The sequence below is a fragment of the Chromobacterium sp. Rain0013 genome (genome assembly GCF_015291765.1).
In the GTDB taxonomy this organism is placed as follows: Bacteria; Pseudomonadota; Gammaproteobacteria; order Burkholderiales; family Chromobacteriaceae; genus Chromobacterium; species Chromobacterium haemolyticum.
In genome coordinates this window covers 3,504,999-3,519,355 of sequence record NZ_CP031514.1, presented here as the reverse complement: position 1 = coordinate 3,519,355, position 14,357 = coordinate 3,504,999, and the positions used below count along the sequence as shown (strand labels likewise).

Below are 14,357 nucleotides of genomic sequence, written 5' to 3'. Positions count from 1 at the left end.
CTGCCGCTGGCAGGCCTAGGGGTTTTTGCAGTTGGGCTTAGCCGGCCGGCTTCAGCGTCTGCCCCCGGCTGCGGATCACGTCGCGATACCAGTAAAAGCTATCCTTGCGCCGTCGTTCCAGGCTGCCATGGCCCTGGTCGTCCAGATCGACGTGGATGAAGCCGTAACGTTTGGACATTTCCGCCTTGGACGCGCTGACCAGATCAATCGGCCCCCAGCTGGTGTAGCCGAGGATTTCGACGCCGTCGTCCAGGGCCTCGGCCACTTGGATCAGATGATCGTTAAAGTACTGGATGCGGTAGGGGTCGTGGATGCGGCCGTCCGGCGTTACTTCGTCGCGCGCGCCAAGACCGTTCTCCACGATGAACAGCGGTTTCTGGTAGCGGTCGTAGAGCAGGTTGAGCAGATAACGCAGGCCTTGCGGGTCGATCTGCCAACCCCATTCCGAACTGGGCAAGTGAGGGTTGGGCACCATGCCCAGCGTGCCGCCGGCTTGTTCCGTCAAGCTTGGGTCGGCGCTGGCGCAGCCGGACATGTAGTAGCTGAAGGAGATGAAATCCACGGTGGCGCGCAGGTCTTTTCGGTCGGACGCGCGGATGTCCAACTCAATGCCGGCCTCGCGAAAGAAACGCCGCATATAGGCTGGGTAAGCGCCCCTTGCCTGCACATCGCCAAAAAACTGCCATGTTCGGTTTTGCCGCAGGGCCTCCTGAACGTCTTCCGGCCGGCACGTTAGCGGGTAACGAACGCCCCCCAACAACATATTGCCGATCCGGGCGTCCGGGATTAGCTCATGGCAGGCTGTAACGGAGCGCGCGCTGGCCACCAACTGGTGGTGAAGGGCTTGGTAAACCGCTTGCTTGTCGCTGCCCGGCGGCAGGCCGACCCCGGTAAACGGCGCGTGCAGCGCCATATTGATTTCATTGAAGGTCAGCCAGTATTTGACCTTGTCGCGATAGCGGGTGAACACCGTGCGGGCGTAATGCTCGAAAAAGGCGATGGTCTGGCGGCTGGCCCAGCCGCCGTAACGCTGAGTCAGCGCGTAAGGCATTTCGAAGTGCGACAGCGTGACCAGCGGCTGAATGCCGTGCTTGGTCAACTCGTCGAACAGGCGATCATAAAACGCCAGCCCGGCCTCGTTGGGCTCGTCCTCGTCGCCTTGCGGGAAGATGCGGCTCCAGGCGATGGACACGCGCAGGCAGCTAAAACCCATCTCAGCGAACAGGGCGATGTCCTCCGGATAGCGGTGGTAAAAATCGATGGCCTGGTCCTTGAGGCCGCTGTCGCCGGCCACGCGCTCGACGATGGGGCCAAAAACGCCTTGCGGCAGCACATCCGAGGTGGACAGTCCTTTGCCATCGGCCAGGTAAGCGCCTTCCGCCTGATTGGCGGCCAGGGCGCCGCCCCATAGAAAATCAGCGGGAAATAATGTCATCTCTCATCTCCTGATTGCGGTGGTTAACGGCTGACGGCCAGCAGGGGAGCCAACTCCTCCACCTCGGCCGTGGGAATGGGCCGCACTTGCGTGCAGCCGGGGTTGCAGATCAGCACCAGGCTGGTCATATCGAAGCCGGCCTCGGTAATCGCGGCGCGGTCAAACTCCAACAGCAGATCGCCGGCCGCGATTGAGTCGCCTGTCCGCACATGGGCACGGAAGTGGCGGCCATCGAGCTTGACGGTATTGATGCCGACATGGATCAGCATTTCGGTTCCGTCGTCGGCGACGAGCGCCAAGGCGTGGCAAGCGCGGAACAGGGATTTGACCTGACCACCAAACGGCGCCACCACCCGGCCGCTGTGCGGCAGGATGGCCACGCCATTGCCCAGCACGCCGCTGGCAAAAGCGGGGTCCGACACCGTGCTGAGCGGCTGAACCTGACCGTGGATAGGTAAAGGGATTTGATAAGACGAGGGGTCCTCAGCTGCGGCCGGCGCTTCATCCGCCGCCGTGGCGGCTGTGGCTGGTTCGGCTTTGGGCAGGCCAAAAAAGAAGGTGAGCAGGGCGGCGAGGCCGGCTGCCAGCAGGCTGCCGGCAATCGCGCCCCAGACGGAGAAATCGACGCCACTGGGAGGGATGATTTGGGGGAAGGTAAAAATGCTGGGCAGGTTTGGCGAGTAGACGCTGCTGCGCGCGTAACCCAGGATCAAGCCGCCCAAGGTGCCGCTGATGCAGCCAAAGAGGAAGGGACGTTTTGCCGGCAGCGTCACCCCGTAGATGGCGGGTTCGGTAATGCCGAATAGCCCAGAGCTCACCGCGGAGCCTGCCAATGATTTCAGGCGCGCATCGCGGGTGCGCAAGAAAACCCCCAGCGTAGCGCCCACTTGCCCCATTACCGCCGGCAGCAACAGCGCGCCCATGGTGTCATAGCCCAGCAGGCTCAAATTGTTGTACATCAGCGGCACCAGGCCCCAATGCAGGCCAAAGATCACCAACACCTGCCACAAGCCGCCCAGCGCCGCGCCGGCCAACATCGGAGCCAAGTCATAGAGGATTTGAAAACCATTGGCCAGCAAGCGGCCTAGCCCGGTGGCGGCTGGTCCGATCAGCAGGAAAGTCATGGGCACGATCAGACTCAAGCACAGCAGCGGGGTCAGGAAGTTCTTGATGGCGGCGGGCAGGATCCGCTTGCAGCGGGCTTCAAGATGGCTGCTGGCCCAAGCGGCAAGAATGATGGGGATCACCGAAGAACTGTAATTGATGAAAACGATGGGAATGCCGACAAAGTCCAAGGACGCCGCGCCAGTCTGCTGAGCGGCATTAAACGCCGCGATGGAGAGCGGGTGAGTGAGCGCGCCGCCCAGGGCCATTGCCGTGAAAGGGTTGCCGCCAAACTTTTTGCCGGCGGTATACCCCAAGGCCAAGGGGAAGAAATAAAACAGGGCATCGCTGGCCACAAACAACAGTAAATAGGTGCCGCCGGTCTCGCTCAACCATTCATTCACCAGCGCCAGCGATAACAAGCCTTTCAGGATGCCGGAGGCGGCCAGGATGCCGAGGGTGGGCGTGAAAATAGCGGAGACCACGTCAATGAAACGGCTCAGCAGCCCCTCTTTCTTGGTCTCGCCCGCTGGCGGAGCCTCGTCGTCCTGTTCAAGGATCCGGCAAATGGCTTGGTAGACTTCAGCCACCAGGTTCCCGATCACCACCTGAAATTGCCCGCCGCTCTCCAGCACCATCAGAATATCGGGCAGACGGTTCAAGGTTTCCGCCTGGGCCCGCCCGGAATCGCGCAACTTGAAGCGCAGCCGGGTAGCGCAATGCACCAGGCTCAGAATATTGTCCTTGCCACCCACTCCCGCGACGATTTGTTTGGCAAGTGTGTCCATGGTTCTCCTCCCTATGGCTAGCAAACGCTCAAAAAAAACCTGACCGCGCCTACCCGAAACGGGGGAGGCATGGCCAGGTTTTGCCTGTTCTAGACAGTAACAACCCTGTTGATGTCTCGACTGGTCAAACCAGCCGGTGAGTAAAGATCAGGCTTATAGACGGCTAATATGAATGGCGAGGAACATCATCTCGTCCAACTCAAGCTCCTTCCGGTGCTGCTCCCAAACATAAGCACCAACGCTCTCCGCGCTGCGCCATGCTTGCGGGTAGCTTGCCTTCACCGCCGCATGCAAACAGGTGTCTCCAGCAGGCAATGACTGCTGGGACAACACGCGTTGCGCAAAAAACTTCAGGTGGGCAATGAAGCGGTGGTAGCTCAGCGCTTGCTGGTCAAGCTCATGCCCTTGCTGATAGGTGACGATCCGCAGCACCTGCTGCATCAGCTGGGTAATGGCTTGCATCTCCGGAGCCTCGCTATTCATTTGGGCGTTGGCCAAATGCCAGGCGATGAAACCGGCCTCATCCTCCGGCAGGGTCAGTCCCAATCGCTGCTCTATCAGCGCCAGCGCTTGCAGGCCAATGGCGAATTCTTTCGGGTAGAACCTGCGCATTTCCCATTGCAGCGCGTTGTGGAGGGCAATGCCCTGACGATGGCGTTCAAGCGCGAAATGGCAGTGATCCAGCAAAGCCAGGTAAACCTCCTCGGGCAGCCTGCCCAATTGATTTTTCGCCAGGTTGAGGATGTCGGTGCAGACCGCCATCACCTCGGTGGGGATGGCGCTCAAGACTTCGCTCAAGCGGGACATCAGCTCATGGTTTTGCAAGGCGAAGAGTTTTTCTACCAGCGCAGGGTCCAGCGCGTCGCCCGGCCGCTTTTGAAACCCCAGGCCGCAGCCCATGGCCACCAGCTCATGCTGGTGTTCATCCAACACGAGGGCGGCATTGTTGTTCAAGACTTTGCTGATTTTCATAGCGCGCATCCTGAAAACAAAAAAACCTGACGGCTTGGCCTGTCGTCAGCGGATGGAACCATTGGGTGGCAAAAAATACAACTTAATTTGTTAAAAATATATCGTTTCGAAACAGCCAGGGGCAGACGCCCGGCAGGAGGGGCTGCTGGAGGCGGTTTTGTCGCAGTGGAGAAAAAGAGGGAAGGCGTCATTTCGGTCCCCAAGTCAGCGTTGGACACCTATCGGTCGGGGGGCATGGAGCGGCGTCGGGGCAAAGGCTGTGCAACTGACTGGCGAAGTCGTCCAGCACCGTGGTGGTGGCACAGGCCAGATGCCCCAAACGGGGCTGCAGTGTTTGTGTGGCGTGGAACTGGAAGGCGTCAAGCGCGTGACGCAGGGTGGCAAGGCAGTTCAAGGCCAGAGCGCAGGCGGCCAGGGTTTGGGATGGCGGGGGGTGGGGGGCAGGACTGCGGAAGTGAGTCATTGTATGCCTCTTTGTGATTTTTCGGTTTACTTTTTTATTAATTCTACCCTGTACGTGGTTATTGTAAACAGTGTGCGTTGATTAAATAAGGAGAAAGTACACGTAGAGTAGAAAAGTGGACACAAAAATCAAGATTGGCAGGCAAGTTCAGATTTTGCGCAAGCGCAAAGGTCTGTCCCAAGATGCTTTGGCAGAGATGGTGGGCATTGACGCTAAATCGCTGAGCCGCATAGAGCGCGGCGCGCATTACCCCGCCATTGAGACGCTAGAGCGGTTGGCCAACGCTATGAAGCTGGAACTGAAGGATTTCTTCGATTTCGACGGCCGCCCCTCCGTGGAGGAGATGCGAAGTCAGATTATGCGTAGCGCGCAAGCTGCTGGCGCTGACGAGGTGGAACGCATGGTTGCTGCGTTGCATTCCATTTTTTCATCAGGTGAAAAGTAATCATTCACACTAGAGGCTTGGTCCTTGAGCCACGGTTATCCCCTCATTACGGCACGAAAGCGTACACCCAGTCACGCTGGATATCGTTGAGAAAAATTTAACTTGTCTAAGTTGGGCCTGTCCTAATTTTTGTGAAAAAGGGGTTTGGGTTACGCCTGTGGGAATGCCTTCCTCGAACTGAATGGTCAACCGGGCCTAGTTGCGCCGCCAGGACTGGCCAATTGGCAGATACTCCCCATCCCACTTTGCCTTGAATTCGCCTAGTCTTTGCTCTGCTTTGTCGAGAGTGGACGATTGGTAGATTCGCTTCAGATCGGCGGCTTCAGGACGCTGCTTTAACGATACGTAGTTAAAGCTGTGCCGCACCATGTGCACCATGCACAACTGCGTAGCCGCTTTCGGGAAGACAGCTTCGATAGCTTCCGGAAAACCCTTCAGGCCATCGACGCAGGCGATAAAGATGTCCTGTACGCCCCGGTTACGCAGTTCGGTCACGACCTGAAACCAGAGCTTGGCTCCTTCCGTCTGAGCCAGCCACATCCCCAGTACCTCCTTCTCTCCAGTCAGGGTAATGCCTATGGCGAGAAAGACGGTCTTCACGCGCATGGCCCCTCACGCACCACTTGGAAACAGTAGAGGTAGATGATCGCGTAGAGCGAACCCATGGGGGGGGGCGAGCCTGCCATGCTTTGACCCCTTCGCTGACAGCATCGGTGATATAGGAAATCAGGCTGGATGATATTTCGGTGCCGTACATCTCTTCCAGATGGACCTGGATTTCCCGAACAGTCATGCCCCGGGTGTAAAGCGAGATGACTTTGTCGTCGAAACCGGTCTAACGAGTCTGGTTCTTGGGGATGAGTTGTGGCTCGAAGGTGCCCTGGCGGTTTCGTGGCACCTCGGTAGGGAATTCGCCGAACTCGCCCTTGGGGGGGGCGCCGCTCTTACCGTTACGAGTGTTGCCGGCGGGGTTGAGCTCCTGCCCATGTTTACTGTGTGTGGCCGAGGTGGCCATCTCGGCATCAAGCGCTTTCTTGAGCAGCAGCGTGGTGAGCTGCTTGAGCAAGCCGTTCTCACCAATAAGGTCCTCTGATTTCTTGTAGTTGCCCAGCAGACTGCCCAGCCGTGCGTCAGGTGCATTTGTATGCGGCACGGGCTCCCCGGCTGCAAAAAGCCTTAGACCCGCTAACAAAACCTGTCGATAAATCGCAGACATATCAATGAGAAAGCCAGCTTGAGCAAGGCGTAATGCGTATCCAGCCGCCGTTCGAAGCGGATGCGCAACTTGCCGAAGCCAGCTAGCCAAGAATGGGTGCGTTCCACCACCCAACGGTGGCGGCCCAATCTCTCGCTGCTTTCCACCCCGCGCCGAGCAATTCGCACCAAGATTCCGCGTCGGCTCAGGTGTGCACGACAACGGCGGTAGTCATAGCCTTTGTCAGCATGCAGCTTGTAAGGCTTTTGTCTGGGCCGTCCTGGCAAGCCAGGAACGGTAGGAATCGCATCGACCAAAGTTTCGAAGACCATGGAGTCGTGCCGATTGGCGCCGGTAATGCTCAGCGCCAATGGCAAACCTCGGCGATCTACGATGATGTGCCGTTTGCTGCCGCATTTACCTCGATCGGTGGGGTTGGGGCCGGTCTCTTGGCCCCCCGGGGGCTGGCAACGCTAGCCCCATCAATGCTGGCCCGGCTCCAATCAATTTGATCGTGTTGGCGCAGTTGTATCAGCAGAGCCAGGTGTAGGCGGTCCCAAATGCCTTGCGCTTGCCAATCCCGCAGCCTTCGCCAGCAGGTCATCCCGCTGCCAAAACCGAGTTCCTGCGGGAGGTCCTCCCAAGGAATGCCGGTAGTGAGAACAAACAAGATGCCGTTGAGGGCAGCAAAATCATCCAGCCGCGGCCTCCCACCCCGGCGGGAACGCGGCGGCGGGGAGAGTAGCGGCTGCAATGACTTCCAAAGCTTCTGGCTGACGACTTTTCGTTGCATCTTCGCCAGGTGAGGGCATACGCATCTGACATCAAGAGGTTTTGTTAGCGGCTCTTAGTCCCCCCCAACTCCGCCACTGAATCTGGCTCAATGCCGACAAGCAGTCCGATTCCAACCCACCACCAAATCCGGCGATGCCGACAGCTCGTCCGACGACTCGACAAGTACCCCACTCAGCATCTAGCCGAGCCGAACACCGTTGTTGCAAGCAGTGTACGGCGCCGCTTTGCGTCAAGCCCCTGAGCCAGACGTTGTGCCAGTGGGGACAATGTCTGGATATGAGAGCGAAGGTCTATAAGATCCATCGACTTGGTATCCAAAATCGAACTCATACAACGTTAAAGGTTTCATCATAGCGGCTTGGCGCCCAAGGTAGAACGTGAATGCGTTAGGAGCAGAAATGAACAAGTGGTATCGCTCTGCTCTTGCTGCGGCATTAGCCTCTCGGTCTAGCTTGATCCGCGCAGCTAACTGCTCGGCCAATGCGTTTGCGTGGGAACCGGATATGACAGCGCTAGCAGAAGGCCCGCAGGTTGGTTGGGCCACCAACAGTCGCCTGAACTTCAGTTGATTTGCCTGCAAGTAATGCCTGATCGCGCCCCCAGTGTCTCTTGTGATGCTGACGGCACATGCTGTCCCCTCGCCGGAGGGGTCAAGTTCATGCTCTTCGAAAGCCCATGTTGGGCTGTCGTTCTGTAGCAGCTGGTCATCAGGAGCCCAAATTTTGAGAACGGGTGCCCTTTGTTCTAGTTCAACGACCCTGCCAGACTTGGTGTCGAGTACGACCCCAGCAGCAAACGCCATGGTGGCGTGAGCTTCAATGGCTAGTCGCAGTCGGCCATCTGGAGCGGGTAGCCGCAGCAAGAACTCCTTAAGTCGCGGGAGCAGCGTATTCCGCCATGCGTTGGTATCGAGGATGGTCCGCTCATCAAACTCGGAAAGGAAGTTAAGCACGTCCACGCAGCGGTTCTCTAACCGATCCAGTGTGTGTTCAAAAGTCTTTACACCAAAGAGTTGCCTATTGCCGTGCGATTTCTCTACAAGCAACCCCTCTTGAGCGCATTTCTCTTTGAAGGTCTTGCGGTCAAAAACCATACGTTTCTGACCGACCCACTCGAAGATGTTCGAATCGTAGATGATTGAACTTGCGTTCGATGCCGGGCGGACAAGGCCATTGACACGGCATGCGTCGTCAAGCAAGTTGCGCAGTGCGTCAAGTGAATCGCGGGTGAGATTGAAACCCAGGCAATTGCACAGAGAACGGAGCTCGATATCGTCAACCGCCAAATGCTCCCGCCAGAGCTTGCGCAACTTGCCTGTGGCGCTGCGAGCAGTCTTGCCGCCAAAGATGCCGCCTACATCCAAGGTGAGATGCTTTAAGCGGATGTAGGGATAGAGTGTGTCTTGGGGGTTAGCGGTGTGGTTGGTCACTAAAGTCAGCCGAGACACAAGGCCTGTCGCCCTGTCTGCTCTGTGGGCTGCCAACGCGCGCTGCAACATGGATGTCGAGGTGGCGTTGATGTATTCCGGACGCGTCAGATCCTCATGGGTAAACATTCCCGGTGTCGCATGCCACTTGCACTGCATGCGATCAATGATGACTGAATTGCCTAGGTGGTCCTGAGGGGCTTTTGCAGGATCGTATTCAACCCACACGTCGTCGAATCCCCTAGGCCCGGACTCAAACCCGACACGCACCACAGGCCCCCCATCATCAAGGAGTCGAGCAGCGTGCAGCCAAAACATCCGGGCCTGAAAAACGTCGCCATCCCGGCGCGTGACAACGGCTTGTGTCATCGGTTTTTAACTCAGTGGAAACATCGGACCGAAGATCTCTCTCCATTTTCGCAGCGCATCCCCGTTGCGCCCCTGTCGGACAAGATGGATGGCCTCGTTTGATTGAGCGACAACTTGGTTCAATGCTTGTTTTGCTCGAGCAACCCGCTGTGCGTCCATCGAATTGCTAATCGGCGGGCCCAAGCCGGCAGGGTCGTTCCAAACATCACCGACGCGATCGGCCATCGTCGCAAAAAAACTCTGCATTTCGCGATCGAATTGGCCACCCCATCCACCGTACAGGCATTGCAGTGCCATGACCTCAATGAGGAATGAGGGCTTCACCGGCTTCTCACCGTGCTTGGGGTTGTTGTTCCAATACTTGGCCATGCGCACCAGACCCTTCCATTCGTTGCCATAGGCCTGGTGAGCCTGAGTTGCTTTTTCGGCGTGTTTTTCAGGGTTCGTCTTGATCCACTTACCAGTGTCCCCGTCTGGAATCTCGTAGTTGTCACCGCAGGCGAAGGCGGGAACGACGTCAATACTCAGCACCTTGTAGTCTGTCTTGTCTTCGTCTTGGATCTGCACTCCAAAGTCCACGTTGATAGAGCGGCTCTGGCGGCGAACTGCTTGTTCGCCATATTTTTCGACAAGGGCTTTCTTGTAGTCATCAAGAACTACACCCGCAGCCTTGTCACGGTAGTGCTTCTCCGAGTCCTTCATCACGAAGAAGATGTCGATATCCTTCAATGGCTTGGTCTTGGTGTAGCGCGCGTACGAACCGGTCAGAAAATCGCGGTCGATGCTAAACTTCGTGCGCACGTAAGTTCGTATTTCCGTATGCCGGTCTGTTGCGTTCTTCTGCTCTTTTTCGTTGAGTTCCAAACGGCTTTTGAACTTCCGGAATGCTTCGTCGATGGTCAGCATTACGCTTTCCTCCAGTAGGCCGAGTTGGCCCCCAACCCGCCGTGTTCGATGGTTGTTCCCAGGCTTTGGCGGACCATGCCGTCCGTAGATCGCAGGCTACACGTACTCCAACCGGTGACATCAGGCCGGCCAGGCTTGTTGGTCACAACCACACGGTACGCAGCTTCGGAAGGGGCAAGCCCAGCCTTCTTGATGGCATAGCGTAGTTGGTCGGTGTCGGTCCAGAAGGTGCCGGCGGAGATGTCCCAGGTGTATGAAACTGAGATGTCCCACCGTGTAATCAGCCCATCTGACTTTGGGTCATAGATTTCGAGCTTTACCGTTTCAAGATGTTTGGACTCGATCCAAGAACTGATGCCGCGCAGTAGGACCTCCCACTCTCCCACCAGCTTTGAGGGGTCAAGACCGCTCAGTCGAATGATGTCTTTCAAGCTTTTGAGGATGTTGTCGGCTACATAAGTGACCGACTGGGTGTAGGAGTAGACGGCTACCGAGCTCATGACTTTAGGAACCTTTCTACGTTCAACGTCAGGCCGCCGGCAGCGGCCTTGGTCGTCTCAGCTTCTTCACCGAGCTTTTGCGCTTGGTCACGGGCGGTGATACGGCTGCTCTTGACTTTCAGAGTTCGCTGCACCCATTCGAGGTCGTCTTTCGCGCATGGCAACGAGACGGCCCACTGCCCCTTGAGGGCCTCATAACCGAGCGCGTCTTCTTTGGCATCGCCACCTTCGATTGCATCGTCGTCATACAAGCAGTAGACGCGTGTCCGTGGCCCTTCACACGTGACAACGATGGCGGCATCCTTCGGGGCCTGTTCGGCGATGACAGAACTGGCGATGCCGGACACCGATAACAGCTCTGTTTTTGCCTCCCCATCCTTACCTTGCGTGAGCAGGTCAACAATGAAGGCCCACGTATCGCTGGTGCTTCGGTGGGGCGAACTCCTCACAACTCGACTTACAACAGTGCTCATTGCTTCCCTTCCGTCCAGACGGCTTTCGCAGCCTTTGCGGCCTTTGCAGCCTGTAGCAGATCGGGAATGAGCAACCCATTGGGGTTCACCGCCACGTCCTTCCTCAAGGTGAGCGCACTGGCAACGACCTTGCGGATCGCCCGACCGTCCAGACCGTAGACCTCTTGCACCAATGAGTCGAAGCCACTTGCCTGCGGCAACTTGCCAATGGCGCTGAACTGCGCACCTAAGCCTTTCAAGCACAAAGTGAGGATTTCCGCACAGGCTTGTGGGTTCGGTGGTGGAATTTCCAGCACCAGGTCGCAACGCGACATGAATGCTTCATCCACCGCTTGGGGAAAGTTCGAGGTCGCGATGAAGAGTAGGTTCTTATGCGTTTCAGCCAGCAGGTCCAGCTGTACCAGCACGGCGTCGGTGGCGCGATGAATGTCCACCGGGTTCGCGCTCAGGCTGAGTTTGCTGCGATCAGCCGCCAGCGTTTCGACTTCGTCGAGCAACACAATGGTCGGACCAGACATGGCCGCTTCTGCGATGGTCTGGCCAAACAGGTCCGACACCGCCTTTTGTGTCTTTCCCATCATCGCGCTACCAAGTGCATGAGGATCAACCTCAAGCAGGGTGAACGGTGCTCCAGAGAAGCATTCGGCGCATTTGTGCGCCAGCCCTCTGGCAAGAGACGTTTTGCCGGTGCCGGGCTCTCCAACTAACAAGATAGTGCCGTGCAGGGGCAGCACATCACGCGGTACCGACTGGCGGACGGTGAAATTGACAATGGCCTGGCCGACCAACTGGTCCTTGATAGCCTGATTCAAGACGATGGAATCCCAGAGTTCACCCAACTCCTGCGATGGAAGCTTGATAAAACGATGGATTCCTTTAGGAAGTTCACCATGCAATGCCATAAATCCTCCTGCGTGTCGGCGTCGTCTACATCTCCAGCGCATGATAAAGGCCCTGCAACTGTGGCCCTTTTTTTGATGCCAAGCGGAATTTCATGCTTTGGCTATCGGAAATTGCAAATTTTGACTACAAAATTTCAACCTTTCCGATTTCTGACAACAGCTATCAATCCCAGCTCAACGCCCCACCCGTCTGATATTCCGTAACCCGCGTCTCAAAGAAGTTCTTCTCTTTCTTCAAGTCGATCATTTCGCTCATCCACGGGAAGGGGTTGTTCACGCCGGGGTAGAGCTGGTCCAGGCCAATCTGCTGCATGCGGCGGTTGGCGATGAAGCGCAGGTATTCCTTGAACATGCTGGCGTTCAGGCCCAGCACGCCGCGCGGCATGGTGTCTTCGGCGTAAGCGTATTCCAGTTCCACCGCGTGTTTGAACAGTTCGGTGATCTCGGCCTTGAAGCTTTCGGTCCAGATTTCCGGTTGCTCCAGCTTGATGGTGTTGATCAGGTCGATGCCAAAGTTGCAGTGCATGGACTCGTCGCGCAGGATGTACTGGTACTGTTCCGCGGCGCCGGTCATTTTGTTCTGGCGGCCCAGCGCCAGGATTTGCACAAAGCCCACGTAGAAGAACAGGCCTTCCATGATGCAGGCAAACACGATCAGGGATTTGAGCAGCTTCTGGTCGTTTTCCAGCGTGCCGGTCTTGAAGGCCGGGTCGCACAGTACGTCGATGAAGGGGATCAGGAATTCATCTTTGTCGCGGATGGATTTGATTTCGTTGTAGGCGTTGAAGACTTCGCCTTCGTCCAGGCCCAGGCTTTCCACGATGTATTGGTAGGCGTGGGTGTGGATGGCTTCGTCAAAGGCCTGACGCAGCAGGAACTGGCGGCATTCCGGGCTGGTGATCTGGCGGTAGGTGCCCAGCACGATGTTGTTGGCTGCCAAGGAGTCCGCGGTCACGAAGAAGCCGAGGTTGCGCTTGACGATGCGCATTTCGTCTTCGGTCAGCTGGCCGGTTTTCCACTGTTCGATGTCGCGCTGCATGTTCACTTCTTGCGGCATCCAGTGGTTGGCGCATTGGGCCAGATATTTTTCCCATGCCCATTTGTGTTTGAAGGGCACGAGTTGGTTGACGTCGGTGGTGCCGTTGATCACTTTTTTGTCCACCACGTTGACGCGGCCGGCGGCGATGGCGCCCGCGGAGGGGGCGGCCGGTTTGGTTTCGATGGTGTCGTCAAAGTTCAGCATTAAGGGCTCCTGTTTGGATTTATTCCGCGTCCGGCGCGGTGATTTGGGGCGGCAGCGGCTGCTTGTCGCCAGCCAGGCTGGGGCTGAGCGGCAGGCTGCTTTTGCGCAGTATTTGTATCTGGCGCGGCGCGGCGGCAAGTGCCGGCACCGGGTCCAGGTCCACGTGCAGGCTGCCTAGTTTTCGGTAGCCTGCGTCTTTGCCATGTTCGCCATGGCGGGCGATACAGAATGCGGTGGCGCTCATGAGCGGCGTCCTTTCAGAAGCGCAGCTGTTGGCTGAGGCGGTGGATTAGCTGGCGTTCGCTGCTTTCCTCCTGCTCCACCTGGCTGCCGCGCGGCTGCCGCAGCTTCAGCAACTGGCGGTATTGCCGGTTGGCTTGTTCTATGTCTTGCTTGAGCAGCTCTATTTGCTGCTGCAGTTCTTCCGGCTGGCAGTACACCACCAGCGCGTCCGCTTCCACCCAGGCTTTGCGCCACACTTTCTGGCGCGGCAGGCGGCGGGCTTCGTTGAACAGGTCCTTCCATTCGCAGGGCGGGGCCTGGTTCAGCGTCAGGTACATATTGAACAGCACAAACTGCTTGTCGGGGTTGTGGGTTCTTTGTTCGCAAAACCCGTTGATCCGGATATTTTCAAACGCTTGCATCTGACCTCCTGCTGAAGCCTTGCTGGTGGCGGCGGGGCCGTGGGCCTCGTCTTCCTGGAACCCGCTCAACACCCGCCGCGCTCGCTTGCTTGGTCTTGAGCTGTTTCCGTCCGTCCGCATCGCGGGCCGGCCGGCGTTTCCATCCCGAAGCCGCCTGGGAGCAAGCGGCTTGAGGCTGGGCACTATTTAGAGCGGCTAACAAAATTCCTGATGCTGCGTTGCGCCGACTTGCCGTACTCAAGTACTGCCTGCGTCGGCGCGCCTTGCCTCAGCCGTGAAACTGATTTTTGTTAGCTGCTCTTACTGCTGCGGCGCGTCCTGGTACTGCACCAGGCCGTAAATCTTCCACTGGCCGTTCACCCGTTTCAGGTGGTAGCCGGTGCAGTATTCCCAGGCCGGCTGGTCCTGGCGCTGTACGGTCCAGCGCACGCGGGCGCTGGCGGCGTCTTCGCCAAAATTCAGCACGCTGTCCAGTTGGTGACTGGCGCTGATGAAGCCCTGGCTGCGGTACCACTCCAGCAAGGCGGTGGTGGTGTCGCGCAGCGATGTCATGTTGTCCCAGCTGCTCAGGTCTCCCTGATGGATGGCGGTGAAGGGCACGGTGAAGTGCGCGGTCACTTGGGGCACGTCCAGCTGGCTGTAGCCCACTGCGTAGCTGTTGAAAAATTCTTCTATATTCATCCGGTTTCCCCTGGTT

Annotated in this window: 14 protein-coding genes and 1 pseudogene; 1 reads left to right on the top strand and 14 read right to left on the bottom strand. The window is 57.6% G+C overall.

Going from position 1 to position 14,357, the window contains the following annotated elements; translation table 11 throughout:
- Nucleotides 1-37: 37 nt before the first annotated feature.
- From DXT74_RS16220 to licT, 3 genes are all read right to left on the bottom strand, one after another.
- Nucleotides 38-1,435, bottom strand: coding sequence for a glycoside hydrolase family 1 protein (locus DXT74_RS16220; protein WP_194426478.1), 1,398 nt, complete (start codon nt 1,433-1,435; stop codon nt 38-40).
- A gap of 23 nt (nt 1,436-1,458) precedes the next feature.
- Nucleotides 1,459-3,327 carry a PTS beta-glucoside transporter subunit IIABC gene (bglF, locus tag DXT74_RS16215; protein WP_194426477.1) on the bottom strand — a complete coding sequence of 623 codons (1,869 nt, stop codon included), beginning with the start codon at nt 3,325-3,327 and terminating at the stop codon, nt 1,459-1,461.
- Between the two features lie 153 nt (nt 3,328-3,480).
- The gene (gene licT / locus DXT74_RS16210; RefSeq protein ID WP_043631344.1) at nt 3,481-4,299 is read right to left on the bottom strand and encodes a BglG family transcription antiterminator LicT; all 819 of its coding nucleotides are present in this window, start codon (nt 4,297-4,299) and stop codon (nt 3,481-3,483) included.
- A 578-nt stretch (nt 4,300-4,877) separates the two neighbouring features.
- On the opposite strand from licT, the gene DXT74_RS16205 reads away from it, so the two are divergent.
- Nucleotides 4,878-5,207, top strand: a complete 330-nt coding sequence (locus DXT74_RS16205) for a helix-turn-helix domain-containing protein (protein ID WP_052370233.1) — start codon at nt 4,878-4,880, stop codon at nt 5,205-5,207.
- Between the two features lie 198 nt (nt 5,208-5,405).
- On the opposite strand, the pseudogene DXT74_RS22910 reads toward DXT74_RS16205, so the two are convergent.
- From DXT74_RS22910 to DXT74_RS16140, 11 genes and pseudogenes are all read right to left on the bottom strand, one after another.
- Nucleotides 5,406-6,360 (bottom strand): annotated as a pseudogene (locus tag DXT74_RS22910) (IS256 family transposase); the annotation flags it as partial.
- Between the two features lie 32 nt (nt 6,361-6,392).
- A protein-coding gene (locus DXT74_RS16185; RefSeq protein WP_194426473.1) for an IS5 family transposase occupies nt 6,393-7,195 on the bottom strand; the annotation gives its coding sequence in 2 pieces (ribosomal slippage) (nt 6,393-6,868 and nt 6,868-7,195; 804 coding nt in all).
- A gap of 231 nt (nt 7,196-7,426) precedes the next feature.
- Nucleotides 7,427-8,992, bottom strand: coding sequence for an SAVED domain-containing protein (locus tag DXT74_RS16180; protein ID WP_194426472.1), 1,566 nt, complete (start codon nt 8,990-8,992; stop codon nt 7,427-7,429).
- 6 nt (nt 8,993-8,998) lie between these two features.
- Nucleotides 8,999-9,898 carry a CBASS oligonucleotide cyclase gene (locus DXT74_RS16175; protein WP_194426471.1) on the bottom strand — a complete coding sequence of 300 codons (900 nt, stop codon included), beginning with the start codon at nt 9,896-9,898 and terminating at the stop codon, nt 8,999-9,001.
- On the bottom strand, nt 9,898-10,398 hold the full coding sequence (locus tag DXT74_RS16170; protein ID WP_194426470.1) for an HORMA domain containing protein: 501 nt from the start codon (nt 10,396-10,398) through the stop codon (nt 9,898-9,900). Before DXT74_RS16170 ends, DXT74_RS16175 begins: the two co-directional genes overlap by 1 nt.
- Nucleotides 10,395-10,871: a hypothetical protein gene (locus tag DXT74_RS16165; RefSeq protein WP_194426469.1), complete on the bottom strand. Its 477-nt coding sequence runs from the start codon at nt 10,869-10,871 to the stop codon at nt 10,395-10,397. The genes DXT74_RS16170 and DXT74_RS16165 overlap by 4 nt, the downstream gene beginning before the upstream one ends.
- A complete protein-coding gene (locus tag DXT74_RS16160) occupies nt 10,868-11,773 on the bottom strand; it encodes an AAA family ATPase (RefSeq protein ID WP_194426468.1) in 906 nt (301 codons plus the stop codon). The genes DXT74_RS16165 and DXT74_RS16160 overlap by 4 nt, the downstream gene beginning before the upstream one ends.
- A gap of 163 nt (nt 11,774-11,936) precedes the next feature.
- Nucleotides 11,937-13,016 carry a ribonucleotide-diphosphate reductase subunit beta gene (locus DXT74_RS16155; RefSeq protein ID WP_043631347.1) on the bottom strand — a complete coding sequence of 360 codons (1,080 nt, stop codon included), beginning with the start codon at nt 13,014-13,016 and terminating at the stop codon, nt 11,937-11,939.
- Between the two features lie 19 nt (nt 13,017-13,035).
- Entirely contained in the window at nt 13,036-13,260 is a 225-nt protein-coding gene (locus DXT74_RS16150) for a hypothetical protein (protein WP_043590482.1), read from the bottom strand.
- Between the two features lie 13 nt (nt 13,261-13,273).
- Nucleotides 13,274-13,660: a hypothetical protein gene (locus DXT74_RS16145; protein ID WP_043631350.1), complete on the bottom strand. Its 387-nt coding sequence runs from the start codon at nt 13,658-13,660 to the stop codon at nt 13,274-13,276.
- A 300-nt stretch (nt 13,661-13,960) separates the two neighbouring features.
- Complete coding sequence (locus DXT74_RS16140; protein ID WP_194426467.1) at nt 13,961-14,341, bottom strand: hypothetical protein; 381 nt, start codon at nt 14,339-14,341, stop codon at nt 13,961-13,963.
- Between the last annotated feature and the right edge of the window lie 16 nt (nt 14,342-14,357).

What these genes read in the sequence shown, in the direction of transcription:
- DXT74_RS16220 (WP_194426478.1), bottom strand. Translation starts at nt 1,435, where the DNA reads ATGACATTATTTCCCGCTGATTTTCTATGGGGCGGCGCCCTGGCCGCC.
- DXT74_RS16165 (WP_194426469.1), bottom strand. Translation starts at nt 10,871, where the DNA reads ATGAGCACTGTTGTAAGTCGAGTTGTGAGGAGTTCGCCCCACCGAAGC.
- DXT74_RS16175 (WP_194426471.1), bottom strand. Translation starts at nt 9,898, where the DNA reads ATGCTGACCATCGACGAAGCATTCCGGAAGTTCAAAAGCCGTTTGGAA.
- bglF (WP_194426477.1), bottom strand. Translation starts at nt 3,327, where the DNA reads ATGGACACACTTGCCAAACAAATCGTCGCGGGAGTGGGTGGCAAGGAC.
- DXT74_RS16170 (WP_194426470.1), bottom strand. Translation starts at nt 10,398, where the DNA reads ATGAGCTCGGTAGCCGTCTACTCCTACACCCAGTCGGTCACTTATGTA.
- DXT74_RS16160 (WP_194426468.1), bottom strand. Translation starts at nt 11,773, where the DNA reads ATGGCATTGCATGGTGAACTTCCTAAAGGAATCCATCGTTTTATCAAG.
- DXT74_RS16180 (WP_194426472.1), bottom strand. Translation starts at nt 8,992, where the DNA reads ATGACACAAGCCGTTGTCACGCGCCGGGATGGCGACGTTTTTCAGGCC.
- DXT74_RS16155 (WP_043631347.1), bottom strand. Translation starts at nt 13,016, where the DNA reads ATGCTGAACTTTGACGACACCATCGAAACCAAACCGGCCGCCCCCTCC.
- DXT74_RS16150 (WP_043590482.1), bottom strand. Translation starts at nt 13,260, where the DNA reads ATGAGCGCCACCGCATTCTGTATCGCCCGCCATGGCGAACATGGCAAA.
- DXT74_RS16145 (WP_043631350.1), bottom strand. Translation starts at nt 13,660, where the DNA reads ATGCAAGCGTTTGAAAATATCCGGATCAACGGGTTTTGCGAACAAAGA.
- licT (WP_043631344.1), bottom strand. Translation starts at nt 4,299, where the DNA reads ATGAAAATCAGCAAAGTCTTGAACAACAATGCCGCCCTCGTGTTGGAT.
- DXT74_RS16140 (WP_194426467.1), bottom strand. Translation starts at nt 14,341, where the DNA reads ATGAATATAGAAGAATTTTTCAACAGCTACGCAGTGGGCTACAGCCAG.